Here is a 17,219-nt window from a genome sequence, read left to right on the forward strand (position 1 = left end):
ATCGCCCTCAGGGTATGCCGCGACCTGCAATGGATTGCCCGGACACAGCCGGGCAATGACGGTGGTGAGAGCGGAACCCGGCACAACTCCTTGCCGCCGCCCCCTGTCCAGCAAACCTGTCTGGCCAACTTTTCCGGCATCCCCTTTTCAAAAGCGTACGAACCGTCAGGCACGCATCCAGCATGACCCAACCTGAAAAGCCCAACGGAGACGCCGCGACCTACCGGGTTCTCTCCGGCACGCTCGCGCATATCGAAGACGTCTTCAATCTCATCGCGGCGGCCAGCATCATGGCGCTGATGCTGCTGGCGGTGGTGCAGATCTTCGCCCGCACCTTCCTGAACCAGCCGGTGCCGGGCTTCATCGACATCACCGAGCAGGCGATGGCCGTGTTCACCTTTCTCGGCATCGCCTACTGCCAGCGGGTCGGCGGACATATCCGCATGGAAATGCTGCTCGGCATGCTGTCGGGGCGGGCCATATGGATCGCCGAGTTTATGGGCGTTCTCGTCATTCTCGCCGTCGTCCTGGCGCTCGATTACGGCTCCTGGTTCCACTTCTACCGGGCCTGGACGATCGGCGACTCGACCATCGACATCAACCTTCCGACCTGGCCTTCGAAGCTGCTGGTGCCGGTGGCGCTGAGCCTTCTGGTCCTGCGCCTGGTGCTGCAGCTCGTCGGATACTGGCGCCTCATCGTCGATCCGACACGCATGCCCATCGACGTTCCCGTCGTGGTGGACGTTACGGAGACGGCGCGCCACGAGATCGAGGAGACCCTGGGCGACGAGGCGGATGAGGAAACCGGCAAGGGGGATGCCGCGCGATGACACCTTTCGAGGTCGGACTGCTCATGACCGGCGTGCTGCTGGTCCTTGTCGTTATCGGCGTTCGCGTCGCCTTCGCCGCCGCCTTTGTCGGCGTCGTCGGGCTGATCGCCGTGTTTTCGATGCGGATGGGATTCGAGCGCGGTTTCATCACGGCGCTGAAGATGGCGGGCACGATCCCGCATTCCAAATCCGTCACCTATTCGCTGTCGGTACTGCCGACCTTCATCCTGATCGGCTTTCTGGCCTTCTATGCGGGCCTGACGCGGCAGCTTTTCGAGGCATCCAAACGTTGGCTCGGCTGGCTGCCGGGCGGCATGGCGGTGGGCACGATCTTCGCCACGGCCGGCTTTGCCGCCGTCTCGGGCGCGAGTGTGGCCACCGCCGCAGTCTTCGCCCGTGTCGCCATTCCCGAAATGCTGGCCGTGGGCTATTCCAAGCGGCTATCGGCGGCTGTGGTGGCTGCGGGCGGCACACTCGCCTCGCTGATCCCGCCCTCCGCGATCCTGGTCATCTACGCCATTCTGGTGGAACAGTCGGTCGGCAAACTGCTGATCGCCGGTTTCGTGCCCGGGATCTATTCCGCCCTCGTCTATGTCGCGATCATCGTCGGCATGGCGGCCTGGCGGGGCGATGCGCCGGCGATCAAGGGGTTCACCTGGGGCGAGCGCTTCGCCTCCATTCCCGGCACATTGCCGATCTTCGCGGTCGTCGCGATCATCTTCATCTCGCTCTTTGGCATTGAAATCGGCGGCTACAGCTTCGCCGCGACGCCGACGGAGGCCGGATCGCTCGGCGCCTTCGTCGTTCTGGTGACGGCCTTCGTCAAGGGCATGCGGCTCAAGCAGCTCGGCCAGGCGCTGCACGAGACGGCGAAGCTCGCGGTGATGATCTTCACGCTGATCTGGGGCGTGTTGTGCTACGTGCGGTTCCTGGGCTTTGCGGGCCTTCCCGACGCCTTCCGCGATTTCGTCGTCTCGCTGCCGCACAGCCCGATGCTGACGCTGGTGCTGATCCTGTGCGCCTACGCGGTGCTGGGCATGTTCATCGACGCGATCGGCATGCTGATCCTGACGCTGCCTGTGGTCTATCCGGCGGTGATCGCGTTGAACGGCGGCGAGTTCGTCTCGGCTGCCGACAGCGCCTTCGGCATGTCGGGCGAGGCGTGCTCGATCTGGTTCGGCATCCTGGTCGTGAAAATGGCCGAGCTGTGCCTGATCACCCCGCCGATAGGGCTCAACTGCTTCGTGGTCGCAGGGGTCAGGCCGGACATCCCGGTGCAGGAGGTCTTCCGCGGCTGCATTCCCTTCTTCATCGCCGATATCCTGACGATCGCCGGGCTTCTGGCGTTCCCGGGCATCGTGACCTGGCTGCCGTCGATGATGTGAGGGGGCAAGGGGTGAGTTGAAGCCAAAAGCCGAGGCGAGCCCCCGCTCGCCCTTGTTCCGGACCAGCGAGGCGCAAGCCGCGCGCCGATCCGGAATCCGGCAAATCAGTGCGCGCAAAAGCGCGCTCCGCTTCCCTCACCTATCGCTTTCCCTACTCCGCCAGCACCCGCTGCGAGGGGAAGGTGATCTCCACCATTGTGCCCTGGTTGGGCTCGCTGTCGATGGAAAAGCCCGCGCGGTTGGCTTCCACCAGCGCCTTGGTGAGCGGCAGGCCGAGGCCGGTACCGCCGCCGAGCCGTGCGGTGTGGAGCTGACGGAAAGGTTCAAGCGCCGCCTCGATGTCCTTTCGCGACATGCCGATGCCGGTGTCGCGCACCCGCATCACCACCTCACCCGTCGGCTCCAGTGCGGTGGAGACGATGACCTGACCGCCGGTCTGGTTGAACTTGATGGCGTTCGACAGCAGGTTCAGCACGATCTGGCGGACCGAGCGCGGGTCGGCGACGACCTTGGGCACGGCGCCGGGCAGAGACGTGCGGATGATGACCCGGTCGCGGTTGGCCTGGGGCTGCATCAGGGCGACGCAGTCGCGCAGCACGTCGTTGATCGGCACCGCCTCGAAGGCCAGTTCGAACTTGCCGGCCTCGACCTTGGAGAGATCCAGCAGGTCGTTGATCAGGCTCAGAAGGTGCGAGCCGGAGGCGTGGATGTCCTTGAGATAGTCCTTGTAACGCTCATTGCCGACGGCGCCGAAGCGCTCGTCCATCATCACTTCTGAAAAGCCGATGATGGCGTTCAGGGGCGTGCGGATCTCGTGGCTGATCTTGGCGAGGAAATCCGACTTCTGCGAAGACGCGTTCTCGGCCTGGCGCTTGGCGGTGGTGAGCTCTTCTTCCGCCTTTTTCCACTGGGTGATGTCGCGCAGCACCGCGCAGAACTTGGCGTTCTCCTTCGATGCCCGCTGACCGATGCGGCCGATGGTCATGAAGAGCGGGATGAGCCCGCCGGCGCTGGCGAGCTGGCCGATCACCTCGCGCCCGTCATTCAGCACGCTGGCGACGCCGTTGCGGGCGAGCCCGTCAAGATAATCGAGCGCGGAGCGATGGCTTTCCGGCGCCAGATAGTCGGTGATCATGGAACCCGACATCATCTGGCGCGAGGCGTTGAAGAGCGCTTCGGCGGACCGGTTGACGGAGAGGATGCGGCCGTCGGCGTCGAGCACGATGACGCCGTCCGTCGCCGTCTCCAGGATGGCTTCCAGTTCCGCGATGCGTTCATTGGCCCGCTCGCCCCCCCGCTCCGGATCGGGCACGGCAACAAGCCTGGGTGCGGGCTCGGGTGCGAGGCTGGCCTCTTCCGCAACGTTGTCCCGCTTTTCGCGCAGCGAGATCATCAATCCGCTGCCCGTTTTCCAGGGAACGGTGTGCATGAAGGCATCGACCGGACGCAGGCTGCCGTCACTCGCCCGCACGCAGAGCGCGCGTTCGATGGTGGCGCTGCCGGCGGGTTCGGGCGGCCATTCATCGGGCGGCGCGAACAACGCCTCCAGACCGCCGGCTTCCGCCAGCGCCTCAAGATCGGCATAGCCCAGCAGCTTCAGAAGCGAGCGGTTGGCGTATTCCACATCGCGGTCGCGCACGATGGCGACGCCGATGGGCAGACGGTCGAGCAGACGCGGATGGATGGCAGCGGCCTGCGCGCCCTCGGTTTCGCGCCGTTCTTCCCGCTCGCGCGGCTTGGGGCGCGGCGCGATGGGCATCGGGATGGGCGGCACGCCGGTGCCGGCAGGCTCGTCGCCGGGCCTGTTGGTCTCATCGATGCGCGCGCCAAGCGCCTCGGCGATCTTGCGGAAGGCCTCGCGCTCGGGCCGGGTGAGCTGGCTGTCGGGCGGGATCACCTGGCGTTCGGCCAGTCGAACCACGGTTTCGGCAAAACTCTCGCCGTCCGCCTCGCCATCGGGCTCGGCCTGCGGATCGGCCTCGGACGCGATATCGGCTCCATCATCCACGATGCCGGCGCCCGTAATACTTGCGTCCGTGATACTGGCGTCCGTGATACTGGCGTCTGCGACGTCCGCGTCCGCTGCGGGCGCGAGTTCGCCCATCGGCAGCATCGGCTCCGCCTCGCCCTCGCCCGCATCTGCGGGCCCAGACACATCCGACACGTCCGCATCCGCTTGCGCCTCGTCGGGCGCGTCCGTCTCGGCGGGCCCGGTCACGGCAGTCTCTTCCGCGCTCTCCCCGCCCGCGGCGGCTTCGTCCGCAAGAGCGTCGGGCTTCTGAGTGTCGGCAGCCGCGCTATCGGACGGCTCGTCGGCGTCCACCGTCTCCACGACGCTTTCGGCATCGCTTTCTTCTGAGACCTCCCGCGCCGGTTCTGCCTGCGACACGTCACCTGCGTCAGCTTCTGCACGCGCGGTGGTGTCGATGATGATCACGGGCGAAAGCGCCGCAGGCGGGCCGGCATCCGTATCGCGCGCGGCGACATCCGGCACGGGAGCCTCCTCGCCGCAAGCGGCGGCGTCACCCGGCGCGGTGTCTTCGACGGCGGGCCCATCCTCCTGCGGAAGGCTTTCCCGCACTTTCGCGACGTATTCCTGCGAATTGGCGGCTTCCGGGAGGCCCCATTGCGGCATCGAACCGGAAGGGTCGTGATAGATGCCGTAAGCGGGAGACGGCTGCTGGACGGGAGCGGGAAGCTCCGTCACGCTCGCCGACGGCTGCGGGGCCTCGGTGACTTCGGCCAGCGCCGGGTCGGGCGTTTCCGTCCTCGCCTCGGCCGGCGTTTCCTGCAAGACCGCATCCGCCGCGGGCGGAGCCGTTTCTTCCGGCGTTTCCTCGACCGGCTCTTCAGGCGTGTCCCCGGCCGGGTCTTGCGCATGCGTTTCATGCGCGAGCAGGCCGGCACCGGCAATGGTCGCCGCCGCGGCCGCCGCCATCGCGACAGCTTCGCTGCGCGGCGCCACTTCCACTTCCGCCTTGCCCGCCTCGGCTTCCGGCGCCGCTTCGGCTTCCGCTTGCGAGCTCAACGCGTCCGGCTTTTCCTCGCCCGGTTCGGCCTCTTGCGGGGATACGATTTCACCGGAATCCACGCCATCGCGAGCAGCGCTTTCAGATCCCGCCTCTTCGACGCGAGCCTCATCAAGGCCGGGCTCATCTTCGGGAACGCTCTCCCGCGCCTCAGGCTCGCCGGTGACGGCATCCGCTGAGGCGGGCGCGTTCATGCGCTCCATGGCGGCCGCGTCGGCCGGACGGCAGACACCGAAGCCGCGATATCCTTCGAACTGACGGAAACGGTCGAAGGCCGGCAGCGCCGCGAGATCGACCGGCACTGCGACTGGGTTGTCGGTCACCGGCCATTCCACGGTGACGCCGCTCCAGGTATCGCGCCGGCCAAGTGCGGCAGCGACACGGCCGTGCGGGTCAAGATCAAGCCTGTCGGCCACTTCCTCCCAGCTGCGCCCGACGATATCGGCCGCTTCCGGGCCAATCACCTGCGCAAGCTCCGGAGAGACCCCGGTGAAAATGTGATCGACGTTCATCTGCCAGACGAAGCGCACGGGCCGGCCGTCATTGTCGAACTCAAAGGCGGGAATGGGGGCAGGCTCCTCGGCGCGGAAGACATCCGCCGGCGCGTCCTCGTCCGGCTCCGAAACGGGTTCGACGTCAGCATGCGGATCGGTATCGCCTTCGGTCGCGACATCGCGCGTCCCGGACATCTCATCGTGCGCGTGCGCGGAGAGGTCCGCCGCATTCGCGCCTGTATCCTCGGGCTTTTCACCGGTTTCCGGCTCTTGTCGATCCACGACACCAGCAGACGCGGGCCCTTGCCCCTCGTCATCCACGCCCTTTTCCGACACGGCATCCACGGACTGCGGCTGATCCGGCATCCGCGCAGTCTCGATCAGGGTCTGCTTGGCGGCGCGGGCCTCGGCGATCAGATCCTCTTCGCTCTGGGCGAGACGTTCGACCAGCGCGCTGGACATCGCCCGCGCGCCCGGCGCGGCATCCGGGGACGCAAAGGGTCCGCTCCGCGGACTTAGGGTATCCGGACTTAGGGTATACGAGCTTTGGCTTTCCGGGCTTTGGCTTTCCGGGCTTTCGGGCTGCTCGGCCGCCGCCTCGCCCGTGGGCTGGCTTTTCAGGAACCGGTTCCAGGGAAAGAACGCGCGCGGGAGACTGGACGTCGCAACGGTGCGCTGCGAACCCTCATGCGGCGTGTCTTCGTGTGAGGATTGCGGCGAAGCCCCCTCCACTGCGGCCCCAGACGTCCTGGGCGCATCCGCGGGCTCTTCCTTGAGGGCTTGCGGCGTTGTGGCCCCGGACATGACGGTTTCAGCGGTGGTTTCGGCGGCGGCTTCGGCCTCGGCCGGCGTCTCGCCGCGTGTGGCTTTCACCTCGGCCCCGATATTTTCAGGCGTTTTTTCGGGCAGCGGCGTGGCGTTGGCGATCACAAGCCGGGCGGCCGGGCCGGCGGCATCGAGATCCGCGCATTCGCCGGCAAACAAGCGTGTGCCGATGCGCAGGCGGCATTCGCCATCCGCGGTCTGTTCCAGCGCGATATCTTGTGCGCCATCCGCCAGGACGCCGGCACCGGCGACAAGCGATCCGTCGGCCGCGATCAGCAGGGCGGACGTGTCTTCGTCGGCCAGCATTTCGCAGAAATCCCCGGTCGGGTTTGCGATATCGAGACGGGTGTCGCTCGCCACGACCAGCGCGGCGCGCGTGCCGCCGGAAAGGTCGAGAGCACGGGCGAGAGCGGTGAGCTGGACGGCGCGCGCACCGATGAAAAAGCGCAACCGCTCAAGCGTGTCGCGCTCGCCGGAGCCGCGCGCCAGGCGCTCCAGATGCCGGCGGGCGGGTGCGGTGTCGGCCAGCGAACGCGCCAGAAGCGCGGCCATGGAATGTTCGCGGAAAAACCGCACGCCGGCGGCATTCGCCCACAGGATGCGTCGGCCGTCATGCGACCATACCCAAGCCGGCCGCGTTTCCGCGATCAACCCGGCCACTGCCGGCAAGGCACTGATTTCGATAAAGGTCCGGCCGTACGCGTTCATTGCTGCAGCAACTCCGCCCCTGCATTTCGCTGGATGCGATTTCCGTCCCGGGTCTTGCCTGCCGCCCGTCGCCCACCGCCGGCCTCAGCGGTGATCCGACGTCCTTCCCCCCGCAGAAAGGACAGATTTTCTCCCCGAAAGGAGAGACCTGCGCGACGGCCTGGCTGTTACCGTATTAACGCATTGTTAATAACCGGAATCCCTATCAGGGTCCATGCGCAGATGTGCGATCTCAAGTCCTCGTTGCAGGTGTGGTTAACCCGTATTTGTCGCCGTTGCGTCATGCGGAACCACTATGGTCGCTTATTGTAGAGGCGCCGAAATGGCCCCATGCGTATAATGACGCGATATGCGTTGCGTTCGCGCCGCCGGTGACGCAGCATACCCGTTCAGGATCGGGCAGTTTCAATCGCCCGCCGCCGGAAACCCTTCGACACGCCGCAGGCAGGCGGCGGTTGTTTGCATGTATCGCTTTGCCAACCGTCGCCCGGGCCGAACCGCCCGCGCTTTCGGATACCTGATTTAGAGCGCTGAAAGGAGCCTTCCATGACGACGCCGAAGTCCGATTTCGAGATCCCCGAGCAGATGCGCGAGTTCGCCGAAAAGAGCGTCGACCAGGCACGCAAGGCCTTCGATACGTTCATGGACGCGACGCAGAAGGCCGTCGGTCGCGTGGAAGAGCAGACCAACGCGGCCCAATCCGGCTCGCTCGGCATGAACAAGAAGGCGCTCGACTACGCAGAGGAGCACGTGGACGCGGCCTTCCAGCTCGCGCAGAAGATCGTGCGTGCCAACGACGTGCAGGAGATCTTCCAGCTGCAGAGCGACTATCTCAAGGCCCAGATGGAAGCGCTTGGCGAACAGGCGCGCGATCTGAGCGAGAGCGCGGCACGCACCGCCGGCGACGTCGGTCGCAAGGGCACCGACAGCTGAGCGAACGCGCGCGCAGACACACGACCACTCGCCTTCGGCGACCCGTTCAGACACGGGCCGCCAGGGCCACCGGGTGCCCAGCCCGCCCCTGATGTCTCCTTGCTTCCTGAGGGATTCGCCAGTTCTTCCTGCGAGATCCGCCAGTCCGGCCTTGGCCGGGCGAGGGAAAAGGGTGTTGAAAATCCATTAGTTGCGCGAAATTTATGGTGCGTTGCAATATTTTTGTTGCATTGCAGCAAAAAATGATTATCTTGGCTCATGTAAGGGTGACGGGCCGACCGCACAGGCAACGGCCACACGACTGAGCCGGAACGCCGGATGTCGGACCTTTCCGGACACGGCGGCACGCGTTGAACCAAACGCCTGCCACTTCGGGGCGTCCCATTTGGACGCGAAACCCGCCGGACGAGGGAACCGGCCCGCCAATTGCCCGGGGCCACCGATCGCCGGAAATATCGGCCGGAAAAAACCGGCCGGGCGAGAGTTCACCGGGCACCAAAAAGTCAATAGGAGCAATGATTATGACCGCAGCCAAGACCGAAAGCACCACACCCAAGACGCGCACCGCCAGCAAGGCGTCCGCTTCGTCCGCGCCGGGCTTCGAGGCTTTCTCCATGCAGAAGATGGAAATGCCGGCCGCCGTGCGCGAGATGACCGAAAAGGGCCTCAACCAGTCGCGTGAGGCTTACGAGAAATTCAAATCCGCTGCCGAGGAGGCAACCGACATGATCGAAGACAGCTACGAAACCACCCGCCAGGGCGTCGTCGAATTCAATATGCGTGCGCTGGACGCCGCCAAGACCAACACCGACGCGACCTACGATTTCATGAAGTCGCTGGTCGGCGCCAAGTCGCTTTCCGAAGCGATCGAGCTGCAGAGCTCCTTCGCCCGCAGCCAGTTCGACACCATGTCGAAGCAGGCCAAGGACATGCAGGAAATCGCCGGCAAGTTCGCCAGCGACATTTCCGAGCCGATGAAGGACGCCTTCGGCAAGGCCGTCAAGGACTTCAAGACCGCCTGAATTGGCCGCACACGGGCTCTGCCCGCCCGTAGGTGAGACCAGTAAACGCCCGGAAGCCTGAGGTTATGCCCCAGGTTCCCGGGCGTTTTCCGTTTGAAGCCGGACTATGCACAACTGGCTGAAAATCGCGCCAGTGGGCTCTTGAAATCGAAAACGAAACTCCATATGGTCCGCTCACTTCGCGCCGCCTTAGCTCAGTCGGTTAGAGCGCTAGATTGTGGATCTAGAGGTCCCCCGTTCGATCCGGGGAGGCGGTACCATTCTCCCTCGACATTTCGCGTTGTTCACGGACGTGCCCGAAAGGCGCGGCCGGGTTGGACGTTGGCAAATGCGCGGCACGCGATGCGGCGCGCGACAACGCACGACGCAGCCATGGCAGCGCCCTCTCCCGCGCAGGAAGAAGGCTACCGCTTTGTCGTGGAAACGGAGAGGGGTCCTCTCTTCCCTCTCCCGGACCTTCGTCGCTGCGGCCTCCCCGATGGGAGAGGTGAGACAAGGGGAGCGAGCCTGCGGGCTTCCCCTCTCCTTACGCCTTTTCCTGCGCCTTCTTGCGAATCTCGCTCAGTGTCATCGTCGGCGTGATCACTTCCGGATCGAGATGGAGATGCAGAAGCGCGAGTTTGCCCGAGGCACGGGCACGCTCGAAGGCGGGACCGAATTCGGCCGTTTCGCGCACTGTCTCGCCATAGCCGCCATAGGTGCGGATGAGGTCCGCGAAATTCGGGTTCACCATCTTCGTCGCCGAAACGCGACCGGGATATTCGCGCTCCTGATGCATGCGGATCGTGCCGTAGATGCCGTTGTCGACGCAGATGATGATGACGGCGGCGTCCGCCTGCATGGCGGTGCCAAGTTCGTTGATCGTCATCTGCAGGCAGCCGTCGCCGGCGAAGCACACCACATCACGATCCGGGTGGCGCAGCTTGGCCGCGATCGCCGCCGGCAGGCCGTAGCCCATGGAGCCGGAGGTGGGCGCAAGCTGGGTGCCGAATTTGCGGAACCGGTGGAAGCGGTGCAGCCAGGTGGCGTAGTTGCCCGCGCCGTTGGTCATGATGGCATCGGGGGAAAGATGATGGCGCAGCCACAGCATCACCTCGCCCATCTGCAGGGGACCCTGCGTTTGCGGCGGCTGGTCGGACCAGGCGCGGTAGGCCTCGTTGGCGACCGTCGTCTCGGCCGACCAGGGCACGGAAATCGGCGGCTGCACGCCTTCGAGCGCAGCGGTGAAGGCCTCCGGCGAGGCATGAATGGCAAGCGCCGGCTGATAGACGCGGCCCAGTTCCTCCGCCCCCGCATGGACATGGACGAGCGCCTGGGACGGGGTCGGGATATCGAGCAGCGTGTAGGACTGGCTCGGCACCTCGGACAGCCGCCCGCCGATGAGCAGCACGAGATCGGACGCCTTGATGCGCTCCACGAGCTTCGGGTTCACGCCGAGGCCGAGATCGCCGGCATAGTTGGGGTGCGCGTGGTCGAACAGCATCTGCCGACGGAAGGAGCAGGCGACGGGAAGCTCGAAGCGCTCCGCGAAACGCTTCAGCCGTTCCACCGCGGCCTCCGACCAGCCGGAACCGCCGGCGATCACGATCGGCCGCTTCGCCTGCCACAGGCGCTTTTGCAGGTCCGCCATCTGGGAGAGGCCGGGATGCGTTTCCACAACGCTCGCCGGCACGGGGCGCACGGCGGCCATCTCCACCAGCATGTCTTCCGGAAGGGCCAGAACGACCGGACCGGGGCGACCGGAACAGGCGATCGAAAAGGCGCGGGCCACCATTTCAGGCACGCGGGCGGCGTCCTCGATCTCGGCCACCCACTTGGCGATGGAGCCGTACATCTTGGTGTAGTCGACTTCCTGGAAAGCGTCGCGGCCGCGCATGGAGCGCTCGATCTGGCCGACGAAGAGGATCATCGGCGTGGAATCCTGCTGGGCCACATGGATGCCGGCAGAGGCGTTGGTGGCGCCGGGGCCGCGGGTGACCATGCAGATGCCGGGCTTGCCGGAAAGCTTGCCCCAGGCCTCCGCCATCATCGCCGCCCCACCCTCCTGGCGGCAGACGGTGACGGGGATGGACGCGTCGACCAGAGCGTCGAGCACGGCCAGATAGCTTTCACCTGGGACGCAGAAAACCCGCTCGGCCCCATTCGCCTCCAGCGCCTCGACAAGGAGCTGGCCTCCGGTTTTCTGGACGGTCTTCCCGGTCTCACCCGATGCGTCGATCATGAATCACCCTCTGTCATTGTTTGAGCCGGATCATAGAAATCCGACACGTCGACGCCAGAGGGAATCTTTGGCATGGCAATGAAAAAGGCCCCAGGCCACGTTTTCACCGGCGAATGGCAGGACCTACAGGTCCTGCACGGTAACCACCTGAAATGTGTTCAGTTCGCCGTCGTCATCGCGGATGGAGACATACTCGCCGGGCGTGAAGGCGTGGGCGGCGAAACGATACCCGGCCTCGTCGTCCTCGTCGCCGTCGATGTCGTATCGAAACGCCCAGGAACCGCCGGGCCGGTGTACCAGATGGCCGATGTCGTCCTCCTCGTCGCCCCAGAACCGGCGTACCCGGCACTTTTCGCGATGAATCTTCCAGTCTTGCGGATCGATCTCGCCGGTTTGCGTCAGCGGTGCTATGAATTCGTACCCATGGCGATTTGATCCATTGGGATGATCCTTGGTGCGCGCCAGGTTCAATCTGACGCGCTTCAGGGAAACCGGGGCACTCATTGCGTTTCCTCCTCCAAGTTTTTCCGCCGCGAACGGACGACTTTCATTCATTTTACTCTAGGTCATCTAAAATGTATGAGATCACACTGTCGCAAATGTCCATAGTGGCATTGATGAAAATCAACGCGCCGCCCATATGGACATTCAATATTGTCTTCGCCCCATCGCGGGAGGCGGCCAGGACACGGGAGAGTATTTCGATTTGAACGAAGACCCGCAAGCCAGGGTGCTTGCCCTGCTCGAGAATCCGTCCACATACGGGGCGGATGAGGTGGTCACGCGTATCGACACCCATGCCGCGGCGGTGTTTCTGGCGGGCGATCAGGCGCTGAAACTGAAGCGCGCCGTCACGTTCCCGTTCCTTGACTATTCCACGCTGGAACTGCGCAAGGCCGCGTGCGAGCACGAAATAGAGGTCAACCGGCCCAACGCGCCGATGATCTACCGCGACGTGGTGGCGGTAACGCACGAGGCGGACGGAAGCCTTGCCATCGGCGGCAAGGGCGAGCCGGTGGACTGGCTGGTTCGCATGAACCGTTTCGACGAGACGCAGACGCTCGACCGGCTGGCCGAGAACGGACCTCTGCCCGATGGCATGGCGGAGGCGCTCGCCGACATATTCGCCGCATCGCACGCCCGCGCGCCCGATGTCGGCGAGGACGCGGCGGAGCGCTGGATCGACGATCTGGAAGATTATGTGGAGCAGAACCGCGCGGCCTTCCTGGCGGCGCCGGAGCTGTTTCCGCCCGAACGCGTGCGCATGCTCAACGCCGAGGCGAACGCCATGCTCTCGTGGATCCGGCCGCTCTTGCGCCAGCGCGGACGCACGGGGCGGATCCGGCGCTGCCACGGCGATGCGCATCTGGGCAACATCGTGCTGATCGACGGCACGCCGGTGCTCTTCGACGCCATCGAATTCGACGACCGGGTGGCGACCGGCGACGTGCTCTACGATCTCGCCTTCCCGCTGATGGATCTTTCCGTGCGCGGGCTCGATCGCGATGCCAACCGGTTGCTGAACCGCTATCTCAGCGACACCCATCGGCTGGCCGATCTGGAAGACCTGACCGCCCTGCCCTTCTTCATGCTGATGCGCGCCTGCATCCGCGCCAAGGTGGCGGCCGCGCGCCTTGCCCATGTGACGGGCGAGGCGGCGGAGGCGGCCAAGGCGGATGCCGTCAGCCATTTCCATTTCGCCGAGCGCTTTCTGGAACCGGTGGACCCTGTGCTCATTGCCATTGGCGGGCTTTCGGGAACCGGCAAGTCGACGGTCGCGCGCGCATTGGCACCCGGCCTCGGCATGACACCGGGCGCGGTGATCCTGCGCTCCGACGTGGAGCGCAAACTGCTGTTCGAGGTGAACCCCACCGAGCACCTGCCGCCGGATGCCTACGATTCCGGGGTGACGCAGGAGGTTTACACCCGGCTGTGCGAAAAGGCGGCGGCGGCCCTCGCCGCAGGGCGCAGCGTCATCGTCGATGCGGTCTTCGCCACACCGGGCGAGCGCGAGGACATCGCAGCGCTTTCGCGCAAGCTGGAGGTGCCCTGCCACGGTTTCTGGCTGGAGGCGGATCTGGAAACCACGCTGGCGCGGGTGGCAGGCCGCGTCAACGATGCCTCCGATGCCGATATCGACGTGCTTCGTCGCCAGTTCGGCTACGATCTGGGCGATCTCACCTGGACGCGTGTCGACGCCTCGGGCACGCCGGAAGAGACACTGGCCCGGGTGAAGGCCGGACTGGAGAAGGCGTAGCGCGCCCGGTCTTTCGGGAGGGGCCGAATCTGCTCTAAGCTGCGGCTCAATCGGGACCAGCGCGAAGAGGGGCAGACATGGGCGGGAAACGAACGATCACCGGGGCATTCATCTTTGTCGGCATCGTTGTCGGCACCGCGGCCGGCTCCATCGCTCCCCTGTCGGCCCTCGCGGGCGAGCCCCAACGTGCGGAGCTGTCGGACACACGACCCGCCGCCGAGATCAGCAGCGGAACGGTTACCGCCCGCGTCGGAATGGTCGCCTCCAGCAGCGATCCCGCCATGTCGGCGCCGCTGCTTGAGGTGCTGGTCAACGGCACTTCGGCCGTCCGCATCGAAGGCGTCGCCAGCGGCTGGGAGACGCCGCAAGGCACGATCGAGATCCAGGAGATCGATCCGGCCAACGACACGCCGGAGGTGGTCTTCACCTCCTTTTCCGGCGGCGCCCATTGCTGCACGCAGGTGCATGTGGCGAGCGCGGACAAGGACGGCAAATGGAGCGATGTCGAGATCGGCTTCTTCGACGGCGAGGGCGGCAGTTTCGTTGATCTGAACGGCGACGGCGAGGCGGAGTTCCGCACTTACGACAACGCCTTCCTCTATGCCTTCGACTGCTACGCCTGTTCTTCCGCACCGCTCGCGCTTTACGCCGTGAAGGCGGGCAAGGTCGTGGATGTGAGCCGCAATCCGGCTTTCGAGCCCGTCCACCGCGCCTGGCTTGCCGATATGGAAACGCGGCTGGCGGAGGCGACGCGCGACTTCTCGCCCGGCTTCTTCACCGGCTGGATCGCCGAAAAGGCCATTCTGGGCGAAGGGTTCGAAGCATGGGAGACGATGATGACGGCCTATCGCGGCTACGCCGACGAGGGCTTCGAAAGCTGCCCCGTGGCGAAGCCGGACTGCGCCGACAATGAGCGCCGAAAACTGTCCTATCCCGATACGCTGAAGGTTTTCCTGAAGCAGCAAGGGTATTTGCAGGGATGAGCGAGCGCTCGCGGAACGCGGTTACGGCACCATCGCGTCCATGTGCGCATCAGCCACCGACAGGGTGACGACCGAGACGGCCTCGTCGTCGGATGACGGCCGGATCTTGAAGCCGAGCGAGCGGCACATGTCCAGCATGGTAGTGTTTTCCTTCAAGACCTCGCCGGTGATGGTCTCGATGCCGTCACCGGCCGCGTACTCGATGATGAGATTCATCAACATCCAGCCAAGCCCCCGGCCCTTCAGCTCCGAACGCACCATGATGGCGTATTCGCCCGTCTTGTGATCGGGATCGGCGTGGAGGCGTACCGCGCCCATCATTTCGCCGGTCGACGCGTCGAAGGCGGAAAACGCCATGGCGCGGGAATAGTCGAGCTGGGTCAGGCGGGCGAGGAAGGCGTGCGAGAAGTCGCGCACCGGCGCGAAGAAACGCAGGCGCAGATCTTCCGCGCTGACGGTCAGGAAGAAGGCCTTGAAGCTGTCCTCGTCGTCGGGCCGGACCGGGCGCACGAAGAAGCGCCGGCCGTCCTTCAGTTCCAGCGTGCGCTCCCATTCCTTGGGATAAGGGCGGATCGCCAGCCGCGAAGTGGCAAGCCGGCCCGGCACGATGTTGGGCGGAGCGGCGGCGATGCGCATGTCCGTCACCGTCACGTTGCCGTCGGCATCCACGTAGAACGGGTTGAGGTCGATCTCGCGGATTTCGGGAATGTCGACGGCGAGCTGGGCGAGCTTGACCAGCACCAGCGCGATGGCGTGACGGATGCGGCGCGACTGCTCGTTCTCGTCCGCATCCTTGAAGAGACGGGAAATGCGGGTTCGCGCGATCAGCGCCTCGGCGAGGTTGAGATCGAGGGGCGCCAGATCGAGGCCATAGTCGTCCGCGTAATCGACGGCGGATCCACCGGGACCGAAGACGATCACCGGACCGAAGGTCGGATCGTCGGCGAGGCCCGCGAAAAGTTCGCCGGGGATCTTGCTGCCGGCCTTGCGCGGAATGGCGGGGGCCGGGCCGGTGGCGATGTCGTAGGCGGCCAGCACGTCGCGGCATTCCGACGTCTCCAGCCAGGTGCGCGGTTCGGCCAGCACATTCGTGACGATGGCACGGGCCACGTCGGTGTGCGGGGTGAAGTCGGCGGGAAGGCTCGGCGGGTTCGCCATCAGCAACTTCTTCGCCTCGCTGTAGCGCGCGACATACATGAAGGCGCGCACGGCCTCCGCCGAGGTGCGATAGCAGGGAATGCCGGCCGCCTCGAGCTGGCGGGTGGGGGCGGGATCGGCTGTGGCGAGCGCCGCGATGACCGCCTTCTTGGCACGCGGCTGGCCGACCTGACGCCCGGCGGCGGCGATGATGCCGGCGGCGGTGGCGGACGGGTTGGCGAACGCGGTGGGCGCGGAGACGACCACGATGCCATCGACGTTGCGGTCGGCGAGCAGCAGCTTGATGAGCTGGGTGTAGGTTTCCGGCGGCGCGTTGGAAGAGATGATGAGCGGGTTTTCCGTCTCTCCCCCGGACCGCAGCAGCGGCTGGACGGCCTCTTCCGTGACCGCCGAGATCTGCGCGATCTCGCCGCCGAGATCGGCGATACGGTCGGTGGCAAGCGTCGCCAGGCTGCGTCCGTTGGCGATGATGGCGAGCCGGCGGCCAAGATTGGGATGGACGCGGGTCACCGTTTCGGCGGCGTCGAACATGTCGTCGAGGCCACCCACGCGCAGCACGCCGGCGCGCATCAGAGCGGCATCGTAGACGGCGTCCGTGGTCGCCAGCCGGCCGGCATTGGTGAGCGCCTTGCCCGGCGCATCGGTACTGGCGCCGGTACGGATGAGGACAACCGGCTTGGCGCGCGCCGCGGCGCGCGCGGCGGAGAGGAACTTGCGCGCGTTCTTCACCGATTCCAGCTGCACCATGATGGCGCGGGTCTCGACATCGCCGGTGAACCAGTCGAGCAGGTCGGCGATATCGACATCGGCGCGGTCGCCGAGCGAGACGACATGGGAAAAGCCGACGCCATGAGCGGCCGCCCAGGCGAGCGTGGCATTCATGATGATGCCGGAACGCGAGACCATGGCAAGATCGCCGCCGGGCACCTCTTCCACCGACAGATGCACCTGCAGGCGATGACTGGGCGAGGCGATGCCGAGGCTGCCCGGTCCGATCAGGCGCAGATTGTAGGGCCGCGCCGCTTCCAGAATTTCCTTCAGCGTCTCCGCCGGCCATGCCTGGAAGCCCGACGCGATCATCACCGCCGCGCGTGTCCCGCCCGCTCCAAGCTTGGCGATGGTCTGCGCCGCGCGTTCGGGGCCGCAGGCCAGAACCGCCAGGTCCGGCATCTGGTCCATGTCATCGAGGCTGCCGACCTCGGAAAAGGCGCCGTGCGGATCCGCGAAGCCGACCAGGGTGACGGGCGAGACATAGCCGCTGTCGGCGATGCGCTCCAGCAGCGAGCTCAGCTCCTCCTCGCCCAGATAGTTGGGCCCGACGAGCGCGATCGATTTCGGCTTGAGCAGTCCGTCGAGGTTGATGATGGTCATGGC

General features: G+C 65.7%; 10 protein-coding genes and 1 tRNA gene. 7 read left to right on the forward strand and 4 right to left on the reverse strand.

The genetic code is table 11. From position 1 onward, the window contains the following. The first annotated feature begins 182 nt into the window (after nucleotides 1–182). Nucleotides 183–830 carry a TRAP transporter small permease subunit gene (locus C8N35_RS02150; protein WP_107987973.1) on the forward strand — a complete coding sequence of 216 codons (648 nt, stop codon included), beginning with the start codon at nucleotides 183–185 and terminating at the stop codon, nucleotides 828–830. Further along, the gene (locus tag C8N35_RS02155; protein ID WP_107987974.1) at nucleotides 827–2,215 is read left to right on the forward strand and encodes a TRAP transporter large permease; all 1,389 of its coding nucleotides are present in this window, start codon (nucleotides 827–829) and stop codon (nucleotides 2,213–2,215) included. Before C8N35_RS02150 ends, C8N35_RS02155 begins: the two co-directional genes overlap by 4 nt. A gap of 151 nt (nucleotides 2,216–2,366) precedes the next feature. On the opposite strand, the gene C8N35_RS24130 is transcribed toward C8N35_RS02155, so the two are convergent. Further along, on the reverse strand, nucleotides 2,367–7,271 hold the full coding sequence (locus tag C8N35_RS24130; RefSeq protein ID WP_245926624.1) for an ATP-binding protein: 4,905 nt from the start codon (nucleotides 7,269–7,271) through the stop codon (nucleotides 2,367–2,369). Between the two features lie 546 nt (nucleotides 7,272–7,817). Between C8N35_RS24130 and C8N35_RS02165 the strand changes: the two genes are divergently transcribed. The 3 genes from C8N35_RS02165 (at nucleotide 7,818) to C8N35_RS02175 (ending at nucleotide 9,486) form a co-directional block, all read left to right on the forward strand. After that, entirely contained in the window at nucleotides 7,818–8,204 is a 387-nt protein-coding gene (locus C8N35_RS02165; RefSeq protein ID WP_107987975.1) for a phasin, read from the forward strand. 521 nt (nucleotides 8,205–8,725) lie between these two features. Continuing rightward, nucleotides 8,726–9,226, forward strand: a complete 501-nt coding sequence (locus C8N35_RS02170) for a phasin (RefSeq protein WP_107987976.1) — start codon at nucleotides 8,726–8,728, stop codon at nucleotides 9,224–9,226. A gap of 183 nt (nucleotides 9,227–9,409) precedes the next feature. Then, nucleotides 9,410–9,486, forward strand: a tRNA-His gene (locus C8N35_RS02175). A gap of 266 nt (nucleotides 9,487–9,752) precedes the next feature. Here the strand turns inward: C8N35_RS02175 and C8N35_RS02180 are convergent. Together C8N35_RS02180 and C8N35_RS02185 are read right to left on the reverse strand one after the other, a co-directional pair. Then, nucleotides 9,753–11,447, reverse strand: a complete 1,695-nt coding sequence (locus C8N35_RS02180; RefSeq protein WP_107987977.1) for a thiamine pyrophosphate-binding protein — start codon at nucleotides 11,445–11,447, stop codon at nucleotides 9,753–9,755. Nucleotides 11,448–11,570: 123 nt separating this feature from the next. Continuing rightward, nucleotides 11,571–11,951 (reverse strand): hypothetical protein, encoded by a 381-nt coding sequence (locus tag C8N35_RS02185; RefSeq protein ID WP_107987978.1) that lies wholly within the window; start codon nucleotides 11,949–11,951, stop codon nucleotides 11,571–11,573. 202 nt (nucleotides 11,952–12,153) lie between these two features. On the opposite strand from C8N35_RS02185, the gene C8N35_RS02190 reads away from it, so the two are divergent. Together C8N35_RS02190 and C8N35_RS02195 are read left to right on the forward strand one after the other, a co-directional pair. Continuing rightward, entirely contained in the window at nucleotides 12,154–13,704 is a 1,551-nt protein-coding gene (locus C8N35_RS02190; RefSeq protein ID WP_245926625.1) for a bifunctional aminoglycoside phosphotransferase/ATP-binding protein, read from the forward strand. A 77-nt stretch (nucleotides 13,705–13,781) separates the two neighbouring features. Next, the gene (locus tag C8N35_RS02195) at nucleotides 13,782–14,687 is read left to right on the forward strand and encodes a hypothetical protein (RefSeq protein ID WP_107987980.1); all 906 of its coding nucleotides are present in this window, start codon (nucleotides 13,782–13,784) and stop codon (nucleotides 14,685–14,687) included. 21 nt (nucleotides 14,688–14,708) lie between these two features. Here C8N35_RS02195 and C8N35_RS02200 read toward each other — a convergent pair whose 3' ends face one another. Beyond that, the gene (locus tag C8N35_RS02200) at nucleotides 14,709–17,216 is read right to left on the reverse strand and encodes a bifunctional acetate--CoA ligase family protein/GNAT family N-acetyltransferase (protein WP_107987981.1); all 2,508 of its coding nucleotides are present in this window, start codon (nucleotides 17,214–17,216) and stop codon (nucleotides 14,709–14,711) included. Between the last annotated feature and the right edge of the window lie 3 nt (nucleotides 17,217–17,219).

This window comes from Breoghania corrubedonensis, assembly GCF_003053845.1.
Classification (GTDB): Bacteria; Pseudomonadota; Alphaproteobacteria; order Rhizobiales; family Stappiaceae; genus Breoghania; species Breoghania corrubedonensis.

Bases quoted from the DNA above. Each gene is read 5' to 3' on its own strand.
- C8N35_RS02150 (WP_107987973.1), top strand. From the start codon at position 183: ATGACCCAACCTGAAAAGCCCAACGGAGACGCCGCGACCTACCGGGTT.
- C8N35_RS02155 (WP_107987974.1), top strand. From the start codon at position 827: ATGACACCTTTCGAGGTCGGACTGCTCATGACCGGCGTGCTGCTGGTC.
- C8N35_RS24130 (WP_245926624.1), bottom strand. From the start codon at position 7,271: ATGAACGCGTACGGCCGGACCTTTATCGAAATCAGTGCCTTGCCGGCA.
- C8N35_RS02165 (WP_107987975.1), top strand. From the start codon at position 7,818: ATGACGACGCCGAAGTCCGATTTCGAGATCCCCGAGCAGATGCGCGAG.
- C8N35_RS02170 (WP_107987976.1), top strand. From the start codon at position 8,726: ATGACCGCAGCCAAGACCGAAAGCACCACACCCAAGACGCGCACCGCC.
- C8N35_RS02180 (WP_107987977.1), bottom strand. From the start codon at position 11,447: ATGATCGACGCATCGGGTGAGACCGGGAAGACCGTCCAGAAAACCGGA.
- C8N35_RS02185 (WP_107987978.1), bottom strand. From the start codon at position 11,951: ATGAGTGCCCCGGTTTCCCTGAAGCGCGTCAGATTGAACCTGGCGCGC.
- C8N35_RS02195 (WP_107987980.1), top strand. From the start codon at position 13,782: ATGGGCGGGAAACGAACGATCACCGGGGCATTCATCTTTGTCGGCATC.
- C8N35_RS02200 (WP_107987981.1), bottom strand. From the start codon at position 17,216: ATGACCATCATCAACCTCGACGGACTGCTCAAGCCGAAATCGATCGCG.